The following is a 21,873-nucleotide window of genomic DNA, read 5'->3' as shown; positions in this document are numbered from 1 at the left end:
GGCACGTATACGCGCCCTCTAAGAAGTTAGGAGCGCCCCGATGGAAGGCAGTGCAAATCTGAACGTGATGATCAAGGCCGCCCGGATGGCCGGGCGTAGCCTTGTGAAAGACTTTCGTGAAGTCGAAAACTTGCAGGTGTCCATGAAGGGCGCGGGTGACTTCGTGTCGAAGGCAGATATAGCTGCGGAAAAGATCATTCGCGATATCCTGATGGAAGCGCGCCCCAACTATGGCTGGCTGGCCGAAGAAAGTGACGCGACCGAAGGCAAAGACCCCACCCGCCGATGGATCGTCGATCCGCTGGATGGCACCACGAACTTCCTGCACGGACTGCCGCACTGGGCGATTTCCATTGCGCTTGAACACAAAGGCAATATCGTCGCTGGCGTGGTTTACGACGCGGCCAAGGACGAGATTTTCATGGCCGAAAAAGGCGAAGGCGCTTGGCTGAACCAAAGTCGTCTGCGTGTTTCAAGCCGTAGCCGCCTGATTGAAAGCCTGTTTGCGACGGGTCTGCCCTTTGCCGGGCGGGCCGATCTGCCTGACACGTTGCAGGACCTTGCGCGTGTTTTGCCCAGCTGCGCCGGTGTGCGCCGGTTCGGTGCGGCGGCGCTGGACTTGGCTTATGTTGCGGCCGGGCGATACGACGGGTTCTGGGAGCGTCGTCTGAACCCGTGGGACATGGCGGCCGGGCTGATCATTGTGCGCGAAGCCGGTGGGTTGATTGCACCGATGAACCCCGATGGCGCCATCATGGCGGATGGCGAGGTCATCGCCACGAACGAGATGATATTCGATAAGTTCTCGGCACTTGTCCGCGGCGCCTAATTTGCGGATATGCGGGAAAATACCGCCGGGTGGTCATATTGCTGCCCGAATGTGAACTGAAAAAGCGGTATGACACAGATTACAGACATCAAGTCCCGCGTGCGCGGACTTATCGTGAGCGAGGACGGCGCAGTCACCATTGACTGGGTTGTGTTGACGGCCTCATTGGTCATGCTTGGAATGGCAGCGGCGTTCCTCGTTACCGGGAACGTGCCCGGTCTGGCTGACAAGATCAGCACTTACATATCAACGATGTCTGTAAACGGCTGACAACCCACCCACACGGCAGGTCTCGCGTTATTTCCGGCGACGCACGACGGGGATGCTGCTGTTTGTCACCTTGTATTTTGCCGCTGGTTTATCTGGATGCCCATCGGTGCGCGCCCACAGCTTTGGCCCGCCCAAGCGATTCCAGACGGGCAGCACGAACAAGAAACCGGCGATGAAACCACCAGCATGAGCCCAATAGGCGACGCCCCCGCCGACCTGCGCGATGTTCAGTGCGCCGTTCAGAAGTTGCAACCCGAACCATAGCAACAGCATCAGCCAAGCGGGGAAGGGGATCACCCGCACGAAAACGACGATGATGAACAGCACATCAACGCGGGCCCTCGGAAACAGCAGAAGATAGCCGCCCATCACACCTGCAATGGCGCCGGACGCGCCGACCATGGGCACGACGCTACCGGGGTCGGCAATGACTTGCAGGAATGCTGCGCCAAGACCTGAGACCAGATAGAATATCGTGAACTTCACATGGCCCAGCACATCTTCCAGGTTGTCACCGAAGATATATAAAAACAGCATGTTACCGGCCAAGTGCAAAAAGCCACCATGCATGAACATCGAGGTCAGGATCGTCTCGATCCCCGCGCCATTGGTCAGCCGTAGCGGCACAAGACCGTATTGCATGAAAATGCGGGTCGATGCGGCCTCGTTGCCGTAAAACGGCAGCATCATCAGAAAGACGATCAGGTTCGCCGCGATCAGCCCATATGTGACATAGGGGGTGCGTAGGGACGGGTTATGGTCGCGTATCGGGAACATGCGGTGACTTGACCCGATGGCACCCACCGGGTCAAGCGCAGCTCCTATTCCGCCGCCAGTTCAGGCGGTTGCGACAGCATCAAAAGTTCGGCATTTCCGCCAGAGGCTGTTGTGTCCACGCACAGATGGCGTTCATGGGTCACGACCTCGTGCGTGATCGCGCCGGGGATCAGGGGCAGGATTGCACCGGGCCGGGTGGCCAAGGCCTGCGCCATTGCGCGCGCCTGATCTTCGTCGCCCCAAAAGACCACGCCGCCGATCCCTTCGATCTTCGACACCACGTCTGCCGACACGTCCGCCGCCATTACGGCACGACCGCCCAAGGCTTCGACTTCGGTCTTCTGACGTTCGGCTGCGGCTTTGCCGGGGCCGGCGCACAGGATTGGTGCGCGAGGGTGGGTGGACAGTTGGTTCAGCTCTCCGGTCGGACCGGGCAGGCGCGTTGATTCAAGCGATGCGTCAGTCGTCGCATCGGCAATCGCGCGGTCAAGCTGGGCCTTGTCCGGTTCCGGCCCTTCGTCTGCCGCACCAGACATCGGCGCGGCGCCAGCGTCGCAGAACCGATCCATATAGGACGGCCCGCCCGCCTTGGGGCCGGTGCCCGACAAGCCCTCGCCGCCGAACGGTTGCGAGCCGACGATGGCGCCGATCTGGTTGCGGTTCACATAGGCGTTGCCCGCATGGATGCGGTCAACAACATGCTGAACGCGGTCGTCAATGCGGGTGTGCAGCCCGAAGGTCAGGCCATAGCCGGTGGCGTTTACAGCCTTGATTACAGCGTCCAGTTCCTCGGCCTTGTATCGGGCGATATGCAGAACGGGGCCGAAGATCTCGCGCTTCATCTCGTGAATACCGTTAACCCGGATCAGGGTGGGCGGGATGAAGTGACCGTTGTCGGGGGCTGGGATGTCGTGCACCACCCGACCATCGGCGCGCGCCGCGTCAATATAGCTGCGGATGTCCTGATAGGCCTCGTCGTCGATGACGGGACCAAGATCGGTGGTCAGATGCCACGGGTCGCCAGGGCGCAGTTCATCCATCGCGCCAATCAGCATCTCGGTCATGCTGTCGGCGACGTCTTCCTGCACGTAAAGGCAGCGCAGGGCCGAACACCGCTGACCTGCGGATTGGAAGCTGGAGGCGATAATATCGCGCACCGCCTGTTCCGGCAGGGCCGTGCTGTCAACGATCATCGCGTTCAGACCCCCCGTTTCTGCGATCAGCGGGGCCGCGGGGGACAGATGTTTCGCCATTGCGCGACGGATGATCTGCGCGGTCTCGGTTGAGCCGGTGAACGCCACGCCGCCGATCCGTGGGTCAGAGGTTAACGCCGCACCAACTGTCGCGCCGTCACCGGGCAGAAGCTGCAAGACCTCGCGCGGCACACCAGCGTCGTGCATCAGCTTGATCGCGTGATGGGCGATCAGCCCGGTCTGCTCGGCAGGTTTTGCCAATACGCCGTTGCCAGCGGCCAATGCGCCCGCGATCTGGCCGGTGAAGATCGCCAGCGGGAAGTTCCACGGCGAAATGCAGGTAAACAGCCCACGCGAATCGCGTGTCAGATGCGGAATACGTGCCGCATAATAACGCAGGAAATCAACGGCTTCGCGCAGCTCGCCCATGCTGTCCAGAAGGGTCTTGCCAGCCTCGCGGGCGGTCAGCGCAAAGAAGGTGCCAAGGTTTGCTTCGTAAAGATCGGCGACTTGGTTCAGCACCTTCGCGCGGGTCGCGGGGCTTGCGTCCCATGGCTTGCCTGCGTCCAGCGCAGCGGACACATCGTCCGCACTCGCCCATGTGATTTTACCAACCTGATCGCCAGTTGCGGGGTTGGTAACGGTCACGACCTTGCCGTCTTTGGGTGTGACAGCCAACAGCGGCCCACCTTCGAATGCGGTGTCGGCATGCGGGTCACGGGCTGCGTCGATGCGCGCAAGATGCGGGTCGTATGTCAGATCCAGCCCCATCGAGTTTTTGCGCGCCCCGAACAGCTCGGGCCCGGTGGGGACATGCGGGGCAGGGTGATCAAGCGCCTCGAACGGGCAGGCGGCGACCTCTTCGGGGGTGACGCTTTCATCAACGATCTGGTTCACGAAAGAGCTGTTTGCGCCGTTTTCCAGCAGCCGCCGGACAAGATAGGCCAGAAGGTCGCGATGCGCGCCAACCGGGGCATAGATGCGGCAGCGCGTGCCGTGCTCTTCCATGATGATCTTGTGCAGGCTTTCGCCCATGCCATGCAGGCGCTGGAACTCATATCCCCGCGCGTCCACGCCCGAGGTCTTGGCGATATCCAGAATGGCCGCCGCGGTGTGTGCGTTGTGGGTGGCAAACTGCGGATAGATGCGATCGGTCATCGACAAAAGCTTTCGCGCGTTGGCGATATAGCTGACATCGGTCGCGACCTTGCGTGTGAACACGGGGAAGCCTGCCAGACCTTCGACCTGCGCGCGCTTAACCTCGGTGTCCCAATAGGCGCCTTTCACAAGCCGCACCATGATCTTGCGGTCCAGCCGTTCAGCGAGCGCATGTAGCCAATCGATCGCAGCCCCCGCGCGCTGGCCGTAGGCCTGAACAACCACGCCGAACCCGTCCCATCCGGCCAGTGCCTTGTCGCTTAGCACCGCCTCGATCACATCCAATGAGATTTGTAGGCGGTCGGCTTCTTCGGCGTCGATGTTGAAGCCCATTCCGGCGGATTTCGCCAGATGGGCAAGCGACGTCACGCGCGGCACAAGAGTGTCCATCACACGGTCGCGCTGGGCGCGTTCGTAGCGTGGGAAAAGCGCCGACAGTTTGACCGAGATACCGGGATTGGACGCGATGTCCTTGGAATTGCAGGCGCTGGCAATTTCGGAAATCGCTTTGGCATAGGCCATCTGATAACGTCGCGCGTCGCCATCCGTCAGGGCTGCTTCGCCCAGCATGTCATAGGAATAGGTGAAGCCTTTGGCCTCCATCTTCGATCCGCGTTTCATGGCGGCGTTAATAGTTTCGCCCAGCACAAACTGGCTGCCCATTTCCCGCATTGCGCGCCCGACGGCGGTGCGAATGACCGGCTCGCCCAACCGTTTGACCGCGCCGCGCAACGTGCCCGCGATGCCCGGTTCGCGATCGTCCAGCACCTTGCCCGTAACCAAAAGCGCCCAGGTCGAGGCGTTCACCAGCGACGATGACGACCGGCCAAGATGTTTGCCCCAGTCGCTGGGGGCGATCTTGTCTTCGATCAGTGCGTCGATGGTTTCGGCGTCCGGTACGCGCAGCAGCGCTTCGGCCAAGCACATCAGTGCGATGCCTTCATCCGTTGACAGGCCATATTCGGCCAGAAAGACCTCCATCATCCCCGGATCAGAGGATCCGCGGATGGCGCGCACAAGGTCGGCGCCGCTGGCCGCAATGCGGGCGCGGTCATCGCTGGAAAGATCCGCCTCTTGGACGAGCGCCTCGATATGCGGTTCTTCGTCGGTATAGGCGAGGGTGTCGATTTTCTGGCGAAGGGCATCGGTCATCAGGGGTTCCTCGTGGAATTCGCGTTTCCCCTATGATATGCGAAATTGACAAGTCGTTTTTCCTGATTATTTCAGGAGTGCAGTCGAAGTGACTGATTATGGGTGGGGTATGCAGGAAGAAAAGCAAGTTGATCTGGACCGGTTTGACCGCAAGATTCTGGACGTGTTGTCGGGGGACGGACGGATATCCATCACTGATCTTGCGCAGCGGATCGGGTTGTCGAAGTCGCCCACCCAAGCGCGCGTGCGCCGATTGGAAGCAGAAGGTGTTATCACCGGATACCGCGCAGATGTCGATCCGATCCGGCTGGGGCGCGATCATGTCGCCTTCGTCGAGGTCAAGCTGTCTGACACCCGCGAAGCTGCGCTGGCCGCGTTCAACAAGCAGGTCGCCCGCATTCCCGAGGTGGAAGAATGTCACCTGCTGGCGGCTCATTTCGATTATCTCTTGAAGGTGCGCACCCACGACATGAACGACTTTCGCCGCGTGCTGGGCGAGGCGATCTCGACCTTGCCGCACTTGGCGCAAAGCTCGACTCATGTGGTAATGCAGGCGATCAAGGATGATAGCCCCGCAATTTTGACCTGACGCCCGTGCGTAATCGCATCTGAGCAATTGCCACCGGTTTTCAGAGACTGTAGGGAAAGAGCGGGGCCATCCCCCACCCGTGCGGGCGTGATGGAATGGTAGACATACCAGACTTAAAATCTGTTGGGCCCTGTGCCCGTGTGGGTTCGAGTCCCACCGCCCGCACCAAACGAACGCTTAAATCCTTGCAGGTTCCATGTTTGTTCCAACCAGCGTCAGCGTTGGATCTGGCCTGCGTGAATTATGCGTCAATACGGCCGCCGGGGGCTTGATTTGAAGCCTGATCTGGCAAAACCTTGGGGCAGGTCAAGCGGAAAGCTAAGCAACGGGGATAAGAAGTTGCAGGGGTGGACCGGATTTTTTTTCAGGCCTTTTTGATGACCAGATTATTGTTTTAAGACTTTGACCGATTGGATGGGGATATGAGCAATTATGGCTCACTGGATGGTTGGGAAATGGTTGGCCTGCTGGGGGCGGTGATTTACTGCACGAACTATTCGATGATGGCGTTTGATGTCATCACCAGCAAAAAAGCCTGCTATTACGCGCTGCAATTCATGGCGGCAAGCTGTGTCACGCTAAGCCTGACGGTGCATTTTAACGTCGCGGCGCTGGCCATCCAACTGTTCTTTCTGGTCGTGTCGATCATCGGTTTTGCAAACCATGCCAGAGGGCGAAGCGCACCGTCTGGAAAAGATCGACGGACGGTCTGATCGGAACGGACCTTCTGCCTGAACGTGTCCTCCCACGCGTTCAGAGAAAAGCCGGGCTAGGGGTGGCCCGGCTTTTCGCTTGTGCTGTTTTCTTCAACTCAGGCGTTGAACAGGAAATGCAGTACGTCGCCGTCTTTCACTTCGTAGGTTTTGCCCTCGGCGCGCATTTTACCCGCTTCTTTGGCGCCACCTTCACCACCGAGTGCGATGTAGTCGTCATAGGCAATGGTTTCGGCCCGGATGAATCCGCGTTCAAAATCGCCATGGATGACACCGGCGGCTTGTGGCGCGCGGGTGCCTTCGCGGATGGTCCAGGCGCGGGCTTCCTTCGGGCCGACGGTGAAGTAGGTCTCAAGATGCAGAAGCTCGTAACCGGCGCGGATCAAGCGATCCAGCCCCGCTTCTTTAAGGCCAAGTTCTTCCAGGAACATCTCCATGTCGTCGGTGTCTAGCTGGCTGATTTCTTCTTCGATCTTGGCTGAGATCACGACCGAGGCCGCGCCCTGTTCGGCGGCCATCTTTTCGACCGCTTGCGAATAGGCGTTGCCCTTGGCTGCGTCGCTTTCGTCGACATTGCAGACGTAAAGGATTTTCTTGCTGGTCAGCAGTTGCAGCATATTCCACGCCTTGCGGTCTTCTTCGTCGACATCAACTGTTCGGGCAGGCTGGCCATCTTCAAGCGCCGCTTGCGCCGCGCGCATCAGGCGTTCCTGCTGCACCGCTTCCTTGTCGCCCCCGCGCACCTTGCGCACAATGTTTTGCAGGCGTTTTTCGATGCTTTCCAGATCGGCCAGCATCAGTTCGGTTTCAATCACCTCGGCGTCTTCGACGGGGTTCACACGGCCTTCGACATGGGTCACGTCACCATCGTCAAAGCAGCGCAGGACGTGGGCGATGGCATCAACCTCGCGGATGTTGGCCAGAAACTGGTTGCCTAGCCCTTCGCCCTTGGAGGCCCCTTTCACAAGCCCGGCGATGTCGACGAACGTCATGCGGGTCGGAATGATCGCTTTTGATCCGGCAATCGCGGCGAGCTTGTCCAGCCGCGCATCGGGCACGTTGACCTCGCCCACATTGGGTTCGATGGTGCAGAACGGAAAGTTCGCCGCCTGTGCGGCAGCCGTCTTGGTCAATGCGTTGAAAAGGGTCGATTTACCGACATTCGGCAGACCCACGATGCCCATCTTGAAACCCATGTCAGACCCTTTCATGCAGTGTTCGGGGCCTTCTAGGGCTTTGACAGGTTGGGCGCAAGCGTGGTGAAGTTGGAAGACGCGCAACACAGGGGCTTTGCCATGCAACCTATTCCTTACGTATTTTTTAAAGATAACTGTCGCGATGCTGTCACCCGGTATGGTGAAATTTTCGGTGCGACCCCCGATATCATGTCGTTCAAGGATATGCCGGAAGAGGATCGCAACCAGATGCCTGGCGTGCCGGATGATGCCGTGATGCATGCCGGTGTCGCCATCGGGGACGGGATGCTGTTTGCCAGCGATGAACCAAGCGGCGAGATGCCGGAAATGACGGGATGCAATGTTTGCCTTTCCTTGCCGGACGAGGCCGAGACCAAACGCGTCTTCAATGCCTTGGCCGATGGGGGTGACGTTCGGATGCCGCTTAGTCCGATGTTCTGGACGCCGCTTTTTGGCACGCTGACCGACAAGTTCGGGGTGCGTTGGATGATCATGGCGGACAGCGATTACGAGTGACCCATTGATTTTCCCGCCCGTATTCGGCACATCGGTTCTGAACTTGATAAAGGACGGATGATGACCCGGATTGATGCGAAGTTTGCTGCCTTGGCCGAAAAGGGTCAGAAAGCGTTTGTCAGCTACATCATGGGTGGCGACCCCGACATGGCGACCTCGCTTGAGGTGATGAAGGGGCTGCCTGCTGCGGGTGTTGATATCATCGAGCTGGGGGTGCCGTTTACCGACCCGATGGCGGACGGGCCGACCATTCAATTGGCCGGTCAGCGCGCGCTTGAAAGCGGCATGACCCTGCAAAAGACGCTCGATATGGCGGCGGAGTTTCGTAAGGACGACGATACGACCCCGATTGTTCTGATGGGATATTACAACCCGATCTATAATCGCGGTGTGGAAAAGTTCTTGGTGGATGCGAAGGCGGCGGGCGTTGACGGGCTGATTGTCGTTGATCTGCCCCCCGAAGAAGATGACGAGCTTTGCATCCCGGCGCAAAAGGCGGGTTTGAATTTCATTCGGCTGGCCACGCCGACCACCGACGACAAGCGGTTGCCGAAGGTGCTGCAGAATACCTCGGGTTTTGTGTATTACGTGTCTGTCACCGGCGTCACCGGAGCGACCGAGGCACAGGCGGCCAATGTCGGGCCAGAGGTTGCGCGGATCAAGGCCGCGACCAACATTCCCGTGATCGTCGGATTTGGTGTCAACACCCCCGAGAAGGCCGAGGCGATTGCGAGTGTCGCAGACGGCACTGTGGTCGGCAGTGCAATCGTTTCGAAAATCGCGGCGGGCGAGCGCGTTGCCGATGTGCTGGCATTCGTCAAAACCCTGTCTGACGGGGCACATCGCGGCTGAGGCTAGATTACTGCGCTTTCACCAAACGGGCGACTTTGGCTGATGCGGTCATAGCCGAAAGCACCAAGATCCATCGTTTGAAAAGCGCCGGTCGTGACCAACTCGGCCAGCCCACGCCCCATGGCCGGGGCTTGTTGCAGCCCATGGCCTGAAAATCCGTTGATGAAATAGAAGTTTCCGACCCGATCATGCGGGCCGAGAAGCGCATTCTGATCCAGCGTGTTGAACGCGTAATGCCCCGCCCATTCGGTGACGATCTTCAACTGCTCAAACTGAGGGATACGGGTCGCGACGACGGGCCAGACATGGCTTTCCCACAAGCTGTGATCCATGTGGAAGTTATCCGGGTCAACCGCCACGTCCGGGGCAGGGGCTGCGCCGATCATGTAGGTTTCCGGCCCGTCTTGCCGCATATGTACGCCTGATGGGTCGATGGTCAACGGCAACGGGCGATCCAGTGGATGCGCTGCCTTCACGACCCATGTGAAACGCTTGCGCGGCTCGACCGGGATTGAAAGACCAGCCAGTTGCGCGACGTGGCCCGCGCGCGGCCCGGCGGCGTTGACCAGATGGCCGCAAGGTAGCGTGTGACCTGACGAGAGTGTGACAGATGTGACCTGCGTGGACTTAGCCTCGATCGCCGTGACTTCGGCATTCACATATTCAACGCCCGCCGCGACTGCCTTGCGTCGAAACCAGTCAAACAGCGCCCCGCCATCCCAATAACCTTCGTCGCGCGTGCCGTGGCTGCCCAGCAGAATGTCGTCGAGGGCATAGAACGGGAAAGCTTGCGCCAGCGCGTCGGGTGACAGCAGGCGCGTGCCGGCCCCAAGGCTGTGTTGCAGGGCCTGTTTGCCGCGCAGGGCGACGGCTTTGTCTTCGGTGTCAGCCAGATACAGATAGCCGAACGCCTGAATATCCAGGTTCGGGACGCGCGGATCGCCACCCATGTTGTCGCGCAGGTTCCGGATGAAATCAGCCGTGAACTGCGAGATGCGAATATTCAGCGCCTCGCTGAATTGCTGCCGGATGCAGGAATTCGTGTGGGCGGTGGAACACTGTGCGAAGCTCGCATCGCGTTCGACCACCAGAATGCGCCCCTGAAAGTCAGACGATTGGCTAAGCCACCACGCGACCGACGAGCCCATCATCGCCCCACCTACGATGATCACATCATAGCTGCTGTGCGCCGGGCTGAGCGACATGACCGCCATCAGATCTGCCCCCACGGCATTGGGGTGGTAAGTATTCCGTTATCGCGTTGCATTCAGTGCCCACTCCAATACAGCGTCGTGATCTGGGTCCAGCTGCTCTGCTTCGCCCACGAAATTCATGAAGGCCAGCCGCGCCCCTTCCGAGACGCCGATGATCGCAGGGATGTCACGGGCCAATGCCTCGCCCACCGCTTCGCGAAAACCACGACCTTGGGCTTCCTGCTTGCCGAACTTGTTGACGATCAGAAGATCGGCCCCAGCCTTCAGCCGTTCCTCGGTCTGGCCGACGGCGGTTTCCAATGCGTCGGGGTCCAGTTTACACCCTTGGGCATCGGCGCCAAGATACTGGCTGATACGAATTTTGGGGCCATCGGGCAGCAGCAGAACATCCATGTCGCAATGGTGTTCCTCGGCCCGTTCGGTGTCCAGTTGCACGGTGCCGCACAGCGTCCGGCCGCGCTTGGCCAGCGCATCGGCAACCCCTGCCAATAACAGGTTTGTTTTGCCCCGGCCGGGCGCAATGACATAAGCTAGTTTCATGGCATCCCCTTGGCGCTACATATCAGTTGACCAACCGATACGCGCTTGTCAATCGCTGCAACGGTGCCCGCAGGCCCAAACGCATCCTTGCGCGGTCGCCGCCGGTGTGGCCTGATGCACAGAAGGAAGGAGGCCCGTCCATGAAACCGCAAAATCCAGCCTATCCAGAGCCACAAGATGCCGCCCAAAGGCGCGCCGTCGAACCCGTGATCTGCTACCCGATCGAAGGGCTGCCCGCGCCCGATCTGGACCTTTACAGCGCTGCGCGCCAGTCCGCCACCAAGACGGGCGAAGTTCTGGTTCCGCCGCGCGAGGCGAAGGTGTTTCAGGTGCCTGCTGGTCACTTTTTTCGCATCACGTCTGTAAAAGGGCCACAGGTGGGTGATCTGAACCTGTGGAACGCGCATGATCTGGGTGAAAGGTTCTATTCAGGCAAGACAAGGGGCCTTCACGGCACACATTTGTCGGTTTCAGATCGGATTTGGTCAAGTCATCCGGCAATGCGCCCGATCGCGACGATCATCGACGATACGCTGGATTGGTATGGTTTCGATGAGTTTGGCGCGTCGGTCCACGACGTGATCGGCACGCGGTGTGACCCATACACCCACAACCTTCTATCGGGCGGTCAGTATCATCATTGCTGCCATTCCAACCTGACCCGCGCGCTGGCCGATTACCTTGACTGCCCCACCAGCGAGGCTGAAGGCCATGTCCACGACGTTCTGAACGTTTTTATGTGCACAGGTTTCACCCGCGACACGGGCCAGTATTTCATGAAAGCCAGCCCGGTGCGGCCCGGAGATTTCCTTGAGTTTTTCGCCGAGATTGACCTGCTGGGCGCGCTTAGCACCTGTCCCGGCGGGGATTGTTCGTCTGAACACAGCTCTGACAGCGCGACTTGCTATCCGTTGCTGGTCGAGGTTTTCGCCCCCGCCGATGGGGCGTTGCAGGGTTGGTCACAGCCGCCCGTCAGCGGCTATGACCGGTCGCATGGGGTTTGACCAGGAACGGGTCAGGCGAAGGCGGCATCCAGCGCGATTTCGATCATATCGCCAAAGCTCTTCTCGCGCTGGTCCGAAGGCAGATCCTCGCCTGTTTGCAGGTGGTCGGACACCGTCATGATCCCCAACGCACGCACGCCATAACGGGCGGCAAGGATGTAAAGCTCGGCGGCCTCCATCTCGACCCCAAGGATGCCGTGACGGGTCAGTTCTTCGCTCAGTTCAGGGCGTTCTGCGTAGAATGTGTCCGAGCTATAGATGCCGCCCACATGAACGCCCACATCACGCTTGCGCGTCGCGGCGACTGCGGCTTCCAACAGGCCGTAATCGGCGCAGGGCGAATAATTCAGCTCGCGAAAGATCGTGCTGGACGGTGTGCCGACCGTGGTGCAGGTCATCGCGATGATGACATCGCGCAGCTTCACCTGCGGTTGCATCGCGCCGATGGAACCCACGCGGATCAACGTCTTGGCGCCATAATCGCGGATCAATTCGTTAGCATAGATCGACAGGCTGGGCATCCCCATGCCCGACCCTTGGATCGTGACGCGGTTGCCCTTGTAGGTGCCGGTGAAGCCCAACATCCCCCGCACTTCATTAACCAACTCCGCCCCTTCTAGAAACGTGTTCGCCGCCCATTTCGCGCGATAAGGGTCGCCCGGCATCAGAACGGTTTCGGCAATCTGGCCGGGTTCGGCGCCGATGTGGATGGTCATGGTGAGCTCCTATAGGTAAGGTCGCAAAAACGAAGGTGATCCCCCGTGATGCGTTTGCTGACAATTGCCCTTCTTATCGCCCCGCTTGCCGCCTGTGCGCAAGAGCCGGGTGAGCTTGAGTTGGTAAAGAAGGTCTTTGCCAAAGTGCAGCCGATCTCGATCCGTGCCAATCGCGAGTATTGCGGGTATATCGGCTATGACCGGTCTGGCAAGCTGGTCGCGTCAAAGGCTTGGCGCGGCGGCAAGGGCACGTGCCGGGCACGCGACCCTGAAAACCTGGTGAAAGTCGTCGCGTCGTATCACACCCACGGTGCATTTTCGTCGCGTTACGCCAACGAGGTGCCATCGGGCGACGATATGATGACAGACGAAATCGAGGGCGTGAACGGCTGGGTTGCCACCCCCGGCGGTCGGCTTTGGTATATCGATACGCGCAGCATGGTGACGCGCCAGATCTGCGGTATCGGCTGTCTGCCGATGGACGCCAATTTCCAGCAAGGCGATATGGGGCAGGTTGCGCCCCGATATCATTACGACCAACTGATTGACAAACTAATGTCTTTCGACGGCTGAACCTACTCCGCCGCGACGGTCTTTGGGGCGACCAGCGTCACGATATCTTCCATGATGGTGTTCAGCTCGAAATCCTTGGGCGTATAGACTTTGGCAACACCCATCGCGCGCAGGCGCTCTGCGTCCTCATCCGGAATGATGCCGCCTGCGACGACAGGAATATGGCCCAAGCCCGCTTCACGCATTCGTTCGATCAGTTCTTCCAGTAGCGGGATGTGACTGCCCGACAGGATCGACAGGCCGACCACATGCGCCTCGGTTTCGATGGCCGAGGCGACGAGTTCTTCGGGCGTCAGGCGGATACCTTCATATGTAATCTCCATCCCGCAATCGCGGGCGCGGGCGGCGATTTGTTCGGCACCGTTGGAATGACCATCCAGGCCCGGTTTACCAACCAGGAAGGTCAGGCGGCGGCCAAGTGCATCTGACACCGCATCGACGCGGGCACGGATTTCGTCCAGCCCTTCGGTGCGGTTTGATGGGTTTTTCGACACACCCGTTGGGGCGCGATATTGCCCGAAGGTCTGGCGCATCACCTCGCCCCATTCGCCGGTGGTCACACCCGCTTTCGCCGCCGCGATCGACGGCGGCATGATGTTGTCACCGGATTTGGCCGCAGCGTGCAGAGCGTCCAGCGCGGACTTGACCGCCGCCGCGTCCCGGTTAGTGCGCCATTGCTCCAGCCGCGCGATCTGATCCGCCTCGGCTTCCTTGTCCGCCACCATGATCGCACCGTCCCCTGCGGTCAGAGGGCTTTCTGCGGCCTCGGTCCAGCGGTTTACGCCGACGACGGTGGTCTCGCCTGCTTCGATCTTGGCAATGCGGCGGGCGTTGGATTCCACCAGCCGCGATTTCATGTATTCGATGGCCGCAACCGCCCCACCCATCCCGTCAATTTGGGCCAGCTCGGCGCGCGCGCCATCTTTCAGCTCGCCCACTTTGCGTTCGACGGCGGGGTTGTTGTCAAACAGGTCATCATATTCCAGAAGGTCGGTTTCATACGCCAGAATCTGCTGCATCCGAAGTGACCATTGCTGATCCCACGGGCGGGGCAAACCAAGTGCTTCGTTCCACGCAGGCAGTTGCACAGCGCGGGCGCGCGCGTTCTTGGACAGAGTGACCGCCAACATCTCGATCAAAATGCGATATACGTTGTTTTCTGGCTGCTGCTCGGTCAGACCAAGGCTGTTCACCTGGACACCATAGCGGAACCGGCGGAATTTAGGGTCCTCGACGCCATAGCGGTCGCGGGTGATTTCATCCCACAGCTCCACAAAGGCGCGCATTTTGCACAGCTCGGTGACGAACCGGATGCCCGCGTTAACGAAGAAGGAAATGCGTCCGACCATAGCAGGGAAGGCCTCGGCCGGGACTTTGTTTTTCAGATCGTCCAGCACGGCAATGGCGGTGGCCAGCGCGAAGGCCAATTCTTCCTCGGGTGTCGCGCCAGCTTCTTGCAGGTGATAGGAACACACGTTCATCGGGTTCCACTTCGGCAAATGCTCGCGGGTATAGGCCGCGACGTCCGTGATCATGCGAAGCGATGGTTCGGGCGGGCAGACATAGGTGCCGCGCGACAGGTATTCCTTGATGATATCGTTCTGCACCGTGCCTTGCAGCTTCGAGATGTCGGCGCCTTGTTCCTCAGCGGCGGCTATGTACAGCGACAACAACCACGGCGCAGTGGCGTTGATTGTCATCGAGGTGTTCATTTGTTCCAACGGGATATCAGCGAACAGCGCCCGCATGTCGCCCAGATGACCAAGCGGCACGCCGACCTTGCCTACTTCGCCGCGCGACAACTTATGATCGCTGTCATACCCCGTCTGCGTGGGCAGATCGAAGGCCACCGACAGCCCGGTTTGCCCTTTGGACAGGTTCGTGCGGTACAGCGCGTTCGACGCTTTGGCGGTCGAATGACCGGCATAGGTGCGAAAAAGCCAAGGGCGGATATCGTGTTGGCTGGACATGGCAGGGATTCCCCCTTGTTGTTGCGCTGCAGCATTTTTCGCAGACGCAACAATGTTTCGCAAGGGGTAAATTGGCAGGAATATTGTTGCGCAGCGCGACGTCAGCCGCGGCGGGCTGGGTAAAACGGTCGTGCCGCACCCCGCATCCCGCAAAAACGCGACAACCAATTGTTTTCAAAGCCCACCGCACAGTCTTTACCTTGCCGTCATTTCCTGAAAACGTGTCTCAATGACGCGCACCGTAGAACTGCCCCTTTGGCTGCTTATCCTGATCCTGGCTTTTGCCACGGTGACATTCGCGTCGCATTTCCTGTTCCCCTCGGTTCGCTGGTTCTTCCGTCGGCGGTTAGAGCGCGCGGTGGCGCGTCTGAACGAAAAACTGGAACGCCCGATTGAACCGTTCAAGTTGGCGCGGCGGTACGACATGGTGCAGCGGTTGTCCTATGACCCCGAGGTCGCGCAGGCAATCGCCGAACACGCCCATGAAGAGGGCATTCCCGAACAGGTCGCCTTTGAGAAAGCTCAACGCTATGCGCGTGAGATCGTGCCGCGGTTTTCGGCCACGGCCTATTTCGGGTTCGGGATCTGGGTGGCAAAGCTGCTGAGCCGGGCGTTTTATCGCGTTCGCCTTGGCGCCTTTGACGAAGCCCGCCTGCGCGAGATCGAGCCGGATGCGACCGTCGTCTTTGTCATGAACCACCGATCCAACATGGACTATGTGCTGGTGACATGGCTGGCGGCTGAGCGGTCGCACCTGTCCTATGCGGTGGGCGAATGGGCGCGGGTCTGGCCGTTGCGCGGGCTGATCCGCTCGATGGGGGCCTTCTTCATTCGTCGCAAAAGCCGCAATGCGCTCTACCGCAAGGTGCTGGCGCGCTATGTGCGGATGGCGACCGATGGCGGCGTGACGCAGGCGATGTTCCCCGAAGGCGGGCTGAGCCTGAATGGCACGGTCGGGGCGCCGAAGCTGGGGTTGCTCAGCTATATCGTGCAGGATTTCGAGCCGGGCAAGAATCGCGACGTGGTATTTGTGCCAGTGGCGATGAACTATGACCGTGTGCTTGAAGACCGCGTTTTGGTGGCCGCTGATGTCAGCGGACACCGCAAGTTCGGTCTGCGCTTCAAATATGTTGCGCGTCATGTCGGGCGTCATGTCTGGCAGCGACTGACCGGAAAGTTTCACCGTTTTGGATATGCAAGCGTGTCGTTCGGGGCACCGCTGTCTTTGACCGCCTATTTGGGTGATCGCACGCCGAACCAAATACTGATCCCGCTGGGCAAAGAGCTGATGTCGCGCATCCGCGCCGTTGTGCCGGTGCTTCCCGTGCCCGTTGTCGCGGCGATCCTTCTTGAAGATGGCGGCCACACGCGCGCCCAGATTGAGGAACGCTTTGAAACGCTCGTCGCCGATATGGAAAGCCGCGGTGCCCATGTGCATTTACCGCGGGGCGATATGGTCTATGCCGCAGAGGTGGGGCTTCGTCTGCTTTTGTCACGCAAGCTGGTGGTGGAAGACGGCGACGGGCCGGATGCGCGATACCGTGTCAGGCCGGCGGATCGGCTGATCCTGTCTTACTACGCGAACTCGATCGCGCATCTGTCCGATGCGATCCGCACCGTGCAAATTTCCGATCTGGCGCCCGCCGAAGTTGCAGATGCCGCTGTCTTGCCGAAATGATGCGCCAACACTTCTCGCGACATAAAATTACAAAATTTGCCGCAATGTGGTTGCATTCTTGCGGAGCGATACGTAATGCTGCATTAGCAGCCGCATTTCTGCAATGCGGCAACAGAATCAGATAACGCGTAACGGCAGGAGGCCCAGATGGCTCTGGATACCCAACCCAGCATCGCAGATTACGATGCCCCGAAAAAAGACCTGTATGAAATCGGAGAGATGCCGCCTTTGGGCCATGTCCCCGCGCAGATGTATGCTTGGGCGATCCGTCGCGAACGCCACGGCGAGCCGGATAAATCGTTTCAGGTCGAAGTTGTGGATACACCAAAGCTGGACAGTCACGAGGTGCTGGTGCTCGTCATGGCGGCGGGCGTGAATTATAATGGTGTCTGGGCCGGGCTGGGCGTGCCGATATCGCCTTTTGACGGGCATGGCGCAGATTATCATATCGCGGGTTCTGACGCGTCGGGCATCGTGTGGGCCGTTGGCGACAAGGTGAAAAGCTGGAAAGTGGGTGACGAGGTGGTCATCCACTGCAACCAAGACGACGGCGACGACGAGGAATGTAACGGGGGCGACCCCATGTTTTCGCCCAGCCAGCGGATTTGGGGATATGAAACCCCCGATGGGTCGTTTGCGCAGTTTACCAACGTGCAGGCTCAGCAGCTTTTGCCACGCCCCAAGCACCTGACTTGGGAAGAAAGCGCCTGCTATACCCTGACGCTGGCCACTGCGTACCGGATGCTGTTCGGCCACGCGCCGCACGAGCTGAAGCCGGGTCAGAACGTGTTGGTTTGGGGCGCGTCCGGCGGCCTTGGCTCATTCGCGATCCAGCTTATCAACGCGGCGGGCGCAAATGCGATCGGTGTTATTTCTGACGAGGACAAGCGCGACTTTGTCATGTCCTTGGGCGCGAAAGGCGTGATCAATCGTAAAGACTTTAGCTGCTGGGGCCAGTTGCCCACGGTGAACACGCCCGAATACGCCGCTTGGTTCAAAGAGGTCCGCAAGTTCGGCAAGGCGATCTGGGACATCACCGGCAAAGGCAACAATGTGGACATGGTGTTCGAACATCCAGGTGAAGCAACCTTCCCAGTGTCGACTTTTGTCTGCAAAAAAGGCGGTATGGTCGTGATCTGCGCCGGCACCACGGGGTTCAATTGCACCTTCGACGTTCGGTATCTGTGGATGCACCAAAAACGCGTTCAGGGCAGCCACTTTGCCCACTTGAAACAGGCCGCATCTGCCAACCGCATGATGATCGAACGCCGGATCGACCCCGGTATGTCCGAGGTGTTTCCCTGGGATGAGATCCCGGATGCGCATATGAAAATGCTGCGCAATGAACACAAACCCGGAAACATGGCGGTCTTGGTTCAAGCCCCGAAAACCGGCCTACGCACCTTTGAAGATGCGCTTGAGGCGGGCCCGAAATAAGCTTGTATTCGGCTGAAAGTTAAGCCCTCCACCCGTTATGGGTGGGGGGCTTTTTCTTATGCATCCACCCCATATGCCGCGAATCACGTGCCCAACCAAGCCTTAGTATGCGGCGACTGAAACATGAAAATTTTCCATGACTTGAACAGAACAACGGGTTAGCCGATATACCCTCGCTATTTATGGGGATGGTAATATTGTGAATATAAAAGCCACATTTCACATGCGATGGTTGTTTTCCGACTTGTGACTACGAGGCTTTACATGTCTGATGAATGGATCATTGATGTTCTTACTGACCTGAAGGCCTATGCGGTTCGGAACGGTTTGTCAGTTACGGCGGATCAACTGGATGACGCCCGACTGATTGCCATGACCGAAATCGCCTCTGCCTCACGACAAGAGACGGAGATCTCGCGCAGACATGAAAAGCCGGTTGGAAGACCTTGTCTCTACGTTGCAGGCGGCGAGCTCGCTTGAAGATCTTCAGGTTGTAACCGAAGCGTTGCGAGACCATTACGAGGTCGCGCATACCGTTTACCATTGGGTGAATTCTGTCGGTGAAAGGTTCGGTGCCGGCACATACAGCGCCGAATGGGTGGATCGCTATCTTGAAAAGGATTATCTGCGCACTGACCCGGTGATATTCGGTTGTTTTCAGAGGTTTACGCCCGTCATCTGGAAAGAGTTAGATTGGTCCTCGAAGGCTGCTCGCGCGATGTTGCAAGATGCACAGCAGCACGGACTGGGCAATCAGGGTTTCACGATTCCGATACGCGGGCCAAATGGTCAATTTGCCTTGTTCACGATGAACGCGACAGCAGACGATGACGCGTGGGAAACCTTCGTGGATGAGAATACCCGCGACCTGATGATTGTGGCGCATGAGCTGAACAAGAAGGCGCTGGAGTTCGAAAACTGGGGGCAGGACCTGCAATCTCCTTCGCTTTCACCGCGTGAATTGTCGGCGATGACCTGCCTTGCCAAGGGAATGAATCGTGCGCAATCAGCGGCAGAACTGAACATTTCCGAGCACACTTTAAGGGTGTACATCGAATCAGCGCGTCATAAATTGGGTGCTATGAATACAACCCACGCGGTAGCTCGCGCGTTGTCGACCGGGATCATCATTGTTTAAAATTCACCTAAAACGCTTAAGTCATTTGCCTTAAATTAACCTTAGCGCGAGCATTGTGTTGCTAACCAATCGGACAAAGGAGCTAAACCGATGCTGCGCTATCTCTATGCTAATGATCTGAACAACTTCCCGCTTCTGGCTGACACCATGTTCCGCGATCGCGCCGAACAGTTCTCGCGCCGCCTGGGCTGGGCGGTCCATGTGGACGAGGCAGGTCACGAACGCGACGAATACGACGCGATGAATCCGCTTTATGTGATCTGGGAACAATCCGATGGCCGCCACGGAGGGTCGATGCGTTTTCTACCTACGGTGGGCCGCACGATGGTCAACGACCATTTCGATCACCTTACCGACGGCGTGCATATCGAAAGCCCGCTTATCTGGGAATGTACGCGCTTTTGCCTGGCGCCGGGTGCCGATCGTCGCGCTTCGGCTGCACTTGCGCTGGGGGCGGGCGAGCTGATGGCAGCTTTCAAGCTGCGCCATTACGTCGGTGTTTTCGATCCGCGAATGGAACGTATCTATCGGTTGATGGGTCTTGAACCTGAAGTGATCGGAACCGGTGGTGAGGGTAAGGAACGTATCGGTGTTGGTCTGTGGTCGATGAATGACGACGCTTTTGCCCCGACCTTGGCCCGCGTGGGCGTGGATCGCGAAACCAGCAAAAACTGGCTGCGCTATTCGCTGGGTCTTGGTCAGCGCGTTGCGACACCCGACGATATCTCGGCAAGCGCATAGGAAATTATCGAACTCATCTGTGCCCTCTGTGCTGGCGCAGTATCTGTGCGCAGGGTAGGGTTGCGTCATGAAAACTGGCGCGCCCCTGACCTATTCCGACGACCAAGCCGAAGCCCATGACCGCGTAGCCGACATGCTGCGCGGTGCGGGCGTCAATCTGGACGATGCGTTGCTGACGCCGCTATCCGATGGAAAATCCAACGTGATGGCGGTGATCGGCAAAGCGGGCTCGGGCAAGACCATGCTTCTGGCACAGCTTTACCGCGCCCTGGAAGACGCGGGGGTTGAGGTCGTGTCGGGCGATTGGGAAGGAAAACGCCGCAAGGATCGCAGAACGCTGGCCATCCTTGCCCCGACGAACAAGGCCGCAAGTGTGCTGCGTAATCGTGGCGTGCCAGCGACAACCATTCACCGCATTCTTTACACCCCCGTCTATGACCCGGAATACGAAAAGATCGCTGAGTGGCTGGCAGGCAGAGGCGATCGACCCGCCGTCGAAGGCCTGACAGAAGAAGCGCTGGATCGCGCCCATGCCTTCTATCAGACCCATAAATCCATACCGGGAGCGCTCGCAACGGCAGGCCTGCGCGGCTCGGATTTCATAACCGGTTGGAAGCGCCGCGACGACCCGTTGGATGTAGGGTTCGTTGATGAAAGCTCGATGCTGGACGAAAAGCAATTCAATGACCTTCGCGAGATTTTCCCGACTCTCGTTCTGTTCGGCGATCCGGCGCAGCTGGCACCTGTCGGCCAGTCTGGCGAGATGATTTTTGATCGCCTGGGTGACAGCCGCAAGATGGTTCTACACCGCATTCACCGACAAGCGCAGGATAACCCGATCCTTGATCTGGCCCACGCGCTGGCGGACGATACGCTGGATTTCGCGGGGTTCGAGCGCATGATAGAAGAGGCAGCTCGCAGCGATGATCGCGTCGTCGTGGCGCCACGCGTCAATGCCGACTTGATGGCCCGCTCACCTGTACTCGTCTGGCGCAATGTAACGCGGGTGCGGTTGATCCGTGCGTTTCGTGGGGCGTTCGACGCGCCTGAGTTCGAGCTTTTGCCGGGCGAACCCTTGATCTGTGACGGGATCGAACTGCCCTTGAAACACCGCAAGAAACGTATCGATCTTGAGGCGCGCGGGCTGATCAAAGGCGCGCAATGCGTTTATCTTGGCCCAGGCAAACGGCCCGGTTTCTCGCGCCTGCACGTGTTGGGTGCAGAGGACCCGCAACTGTCGGCGGCGTCGATCATCAAGATCGAACAACCGGATGAAGAAGAACCCTTTATCCCCTATGCCGCGCATATGGGGGCAACGTTTCTGCACGGTGCAGCGGTTACAATCCACAAGGCGCAGGGGTCGCAATGGCCCGAAGTGCAGGTATTTGCGCCTGACATTTGGGCCGCTTCCCGTGCGGGGCGGACCGAGGCGGGCCTGCCGCTTTGGAAACGTTTGGCCTATGTGGCGATCACGCGGGCAGAAACGCGGTTGCACTGGGTTAAACGCTATGCGCTGGCCCGGCCCGAAAATGTGTTGTCGACCCGTGATCTGCCCAGCAAACCTGCGGCGCTCGCGTTAGAGGCGCAAGAGGACGGCGCAGCCTGACCCGCACTACT

General features: G+C 59.1%; 21 protein-coding genes and 1 tRNA gene. 15 read left to right on the top strand and 7 right to left on the bottom strand.

Features of this window, described 5'->3' with window-relative positions; translation table 11 throughout:
* Positions 1-40 precede the first annotated feature (40 nt).
* Entirely contained in the window at positions 41-829 is a 789-nt protein-coding gene (locus MN186_RS11020) for an inositol monophosphatase family protein (RefSeq protein ID WP_242114426.1), read from the top strand.
* A gap of 69 nt (positions 830-898) precedes the next feature.
* Positions 899-1,099, top strand: coding sequence for a hypothetical protein (locus MN186_RS11015; RefSeq protein ID WP_242114425.1), 201 nt, complete (start codon positions 899-901; stop codon positions 1,097-1,099).
* 27 nt (positions 1,100-1,126) lie between these two features.
* Here the strand turns inward: MN186_RS11015 and MN186_RS11010 are convergent, their stop codons facing one another.
* The gene (locus tag MN186_RS11010) at positions 1,127-1,876 is read right to left on the bottom strand and encodes a rhomboid family intramembrane serine protease (RefSeq protein WP_242114424.1); all 750 of its coding nucleotides are present in this window, start codon (positions 1,874-1,876) and stop codon (positions 1,127-1,129) included.
* Positions 1,877-1,920: 44 nt separating this feature from the next.
* Positions 1,921-5,379, bottom strand: a complete 3,459-nt coding sequence (putA, locus tag MN186_RS11005) for a bifunctional proline dehydrogenase/L-glutamate gamma-semialdehyde dehydrogenase PutA (RefSeq protein ID WP_242114423.1) — start codon at positions 5,377-5,379, stop codon at positions 1,921-1,923.
* Between the two features lie 109 nt (positions 5,380-5,488).
* On the opposite strand from putA, the gene MN186_RS11000 reads away from it, so the two are divergent.
* From MN186_RS11000 to MN186_RS10990, 3 genes are all read left to right on the top strand, one after another.
* A complete protein-coding gene (locus MN186_RS11000) occupies positions 5,489-5,968 on the top strand; it encodes an Lrp/AsnC family transcriptional regulator (protein ID WP_242114502.1) in 480 nt (159 codons plus the stop codon).
* An 81-nt stretch (positions 5,969-6,049) separates the two neighbouring features.
* A tRNA-Leu gene (locus MN186_RS10995) sits at positions 6,050-6,136 on the top strand.
* Between the two features lie 254 nt (positions 6,137-6,390).
* Entirely contained in the window at positions 6,391-6,681 is a 291-nt protein-coding gene (locus MN186_RS10990) for a CBU_0592 family membrane protein (RefSeq protein WP_242114422.1), read from the top strand.
* Between the two features lie 98 nt (positions 6,682-6,779).
* On the opposite strand, the gene ychF is transcribed toward MN186_RS10990, so the two are convergent.
* Positions 6,780-7,877, bottom strand: a complete 1,098-nt coding sequence (ychF, locus tag MN186_RS10985; protein ID WP_242114421.1) for a redox-regulated ATPase YchF — start codon at positions 7,875-7,877, stop codon at positions 6,780-6,782.
* Positions 7,878-7,976: 99 nt separating this feature from the next.
* Between ychF and MN186_RS10980 the strand changes: the two genes are divergently transcribed.
* Positions 7,977-8,393 (top strand): VOC family protein, encoded by a 417-nt coding sequence (locus tag MN186_RS10980; RefSeq protein WP_242114420.1) that lies wholly within the window; start codon positions 7,977-7,979, stop codon positions 8,391-8,393.
* A 60-nt stretch (positions 8,394-8,453) separates the two neighbouring features.
* A complete protein-coding gene (gene trpA, locus MN186_RS10975) occupies positions 8,454-9,245 on the top strand; it encodes a tryptophan synthase subunit alpha (RefSeq protein WP_242114419.1) in 792 nt (263 codons plus the stop codon).
* 2 nt (positions 9,246-9,247) lie between these two features.
* Here trpA and MN186_RS10970 read toward each other — a convergent pair whose 3' ends face one another.
* The gene (locus tag MN186_RS10970; protein ID WP_420838930.1) at positions 9,248-10,450 is read right to left on the bottom strand and encodes an NAD(P)/FAD-dependent oxidoreductase; all 1,203 of its coding nucleotides are present in this window, start codon (positions 10,448-10,450) and stop codon (positions 9,248-9,250) included.
* Positions 10,451-10,498: 48 nt separating this feature from the next.
* The gene (locus MN186_RS10965) at positions 10,499-10,999 is read right to left on the bottom strand and encodes a DUF2478 domain-containing protein (protein ID WP_242114417.1); all 501 of its coding nucleotides are present in this window, start codon (positions 10,997-10,999) and stop codon (positions 10,499-10,501) included.
* 140 nt (positions 11,000-11,139) lie between these two features.
* Between MN186_RS10965 and MN186_RS10960 the strand changes: the two genes are divergently transcribed.
* On the top strand, positions 11,140-12,003 hold the full coding sequence (locus MN186_RS10960; protein ID WP_242114416.1) for an urea carboxylase-associated family protein: 864 nt from the start codon (positions 11,140-11,142) through the stop codon (positions 12,001-12,003).
* 11 nt (positions 12,004-12,014) lie between these two features.
* On the opposite strand, the gene deoD is transcribed toward MN186_RS10960, so the two are convergent.
* Positions 12,015-12,719: a purine-nucleoside phosphorylase gene (gene deoD, locus MN186_RS10955; protein ID WP_242114415.1), complete on the bottom strand. Its 705-nt coding sequence runs from the start codon at positions 12,717-12,719 to the stop codon at positions 12,015-12,017.
* A 48-nt stretch (positions 12,720-12,767) separates the two neighbouring features.
* On the opposite strand from deoD, the gene MN186_RS10950 reads away from it, so the two are divergent.
* Positions 12,768-13,292 (top strand): DUF4329 domain-containing protein, encoded by a 525-nt coding sequence (locus tag MN186_RS10950; RefSeq protein ID WP_242114414.1) that lies wholly within the window; start codon positions 12,768-12,770, stop codon positions 13,290-13,292.
* 2 nt (positions 13,293-13,294) lie between these two features.
* Here the strand turns inward: MN186_RS10950 and MN186_RS10945 are convergent, their stop codons facing one another.
* Positions 13,295-15,262: a protein meaA gene (locus MN186_RS10945; protein ID WP_242114413.1), complete on the bottom strand. Its 1,968-nt coding sequence runs from the start codon at positions 15,260-15,262 to the stop codon at positions 13,295-13,297.
* Positions 15,263-15,491: 229 nt separating this feature from the next.
* Between MN186_RS10945 and MN186_RS10940 the strand changes: the two genes are divergently transcribed.
* The 6 genes from MN186_RS10940 to MN186_RS10915 all read left to right on the top strand — a co-directional run bounded on the left by MN186_RS10940 (position 15,492) and on the right by MN186_RS10915 (position 21,862).
* Entirely contained in the window at positions 15,492-16,940 is a 1,449-nt protein-coding gene (locus tag MN186_RS10940; RefSeq protein ID WP_242114412.1) for a 1-acyl-sn-glycerol-3-phosphate acyltransferase, read from the top strand.
* 147 nt (positions 16,941-17,087) lie between these two features.
* The gene (gene ccrA, locus MN186_RS10935) at positions 17,088-18,377 is read left to right on the top strand and encodes a crotonyl-CoA carboxylase/reductase (RefSeq protein WP_242114411.1); all 1,290 of its coding nucleotides are present in this window, start codon (positions 17,088-17,090) and stop codon (positions 18,375-18,377) included.
* A gap of 264 nt (positions 18,378-18,641) precedes the next feature.
* Complete coding sequence (locus MN186_RS10930; RefSeq protein ID WP_242114410.1) at positions 18,642-18,857, top strand: hypothetical protein; 216 nt, start codon at positions 18,642-18,644, stop codon at positions 18,855-18,857.
* Entirely contained in the window at positions 18,802-19,515 is a 714-nt protein-coding gene (locus MN186_RS10925) for a helix-turn-helix transcriptional regulator (RefSeq protein WP_242114409.1), read from the top strand. Before MN186_RS10930 ends, MN186_RS10925 begins: the two co-directional genes overlap by 56 nt.
* A 90-nt stretch (positions 19,516-19,605) precedes the next feature.
* Positions 19,606-20,256 (top strand): acyl-homoserine-lactone synthase, encoded by a 651-nt coding sequence (locus MN186_RS10920; protein WP_242114408.1) that lies wholly within the window; start codon positions 19,606-19,608, stop codon positions 20,254-20,256.
* A 67-nt stretch (positions 20,257-20,323) separates the two neighbouring features.
* On the top strand, positions 20,324-21,862 hold the full coding sequence (locus MN186_RS10915) for an ATP-dependent DNA helicase (protein WP_242114407.1): 1,539 nt from the start codon (positions 20,324-20,326) through the stop codon (positions 21,860-21,862).
* Positions 21,863-21,873 lie beyond the last annotated feature (11 nt).

Source organism: Aliiroseovarius sediminis (assembly GCF_022678485.1).
GTDB lineage: Bacteria > Pseudomonadota > Alphaproteobacteria > Rhodobacterales > Rhodobacteraceae > Aliiroseovarius > Aliiroseovarius sediminis.
This window is presented reverse-complemented; position numbering and strand designations above follow the sequence as displayed.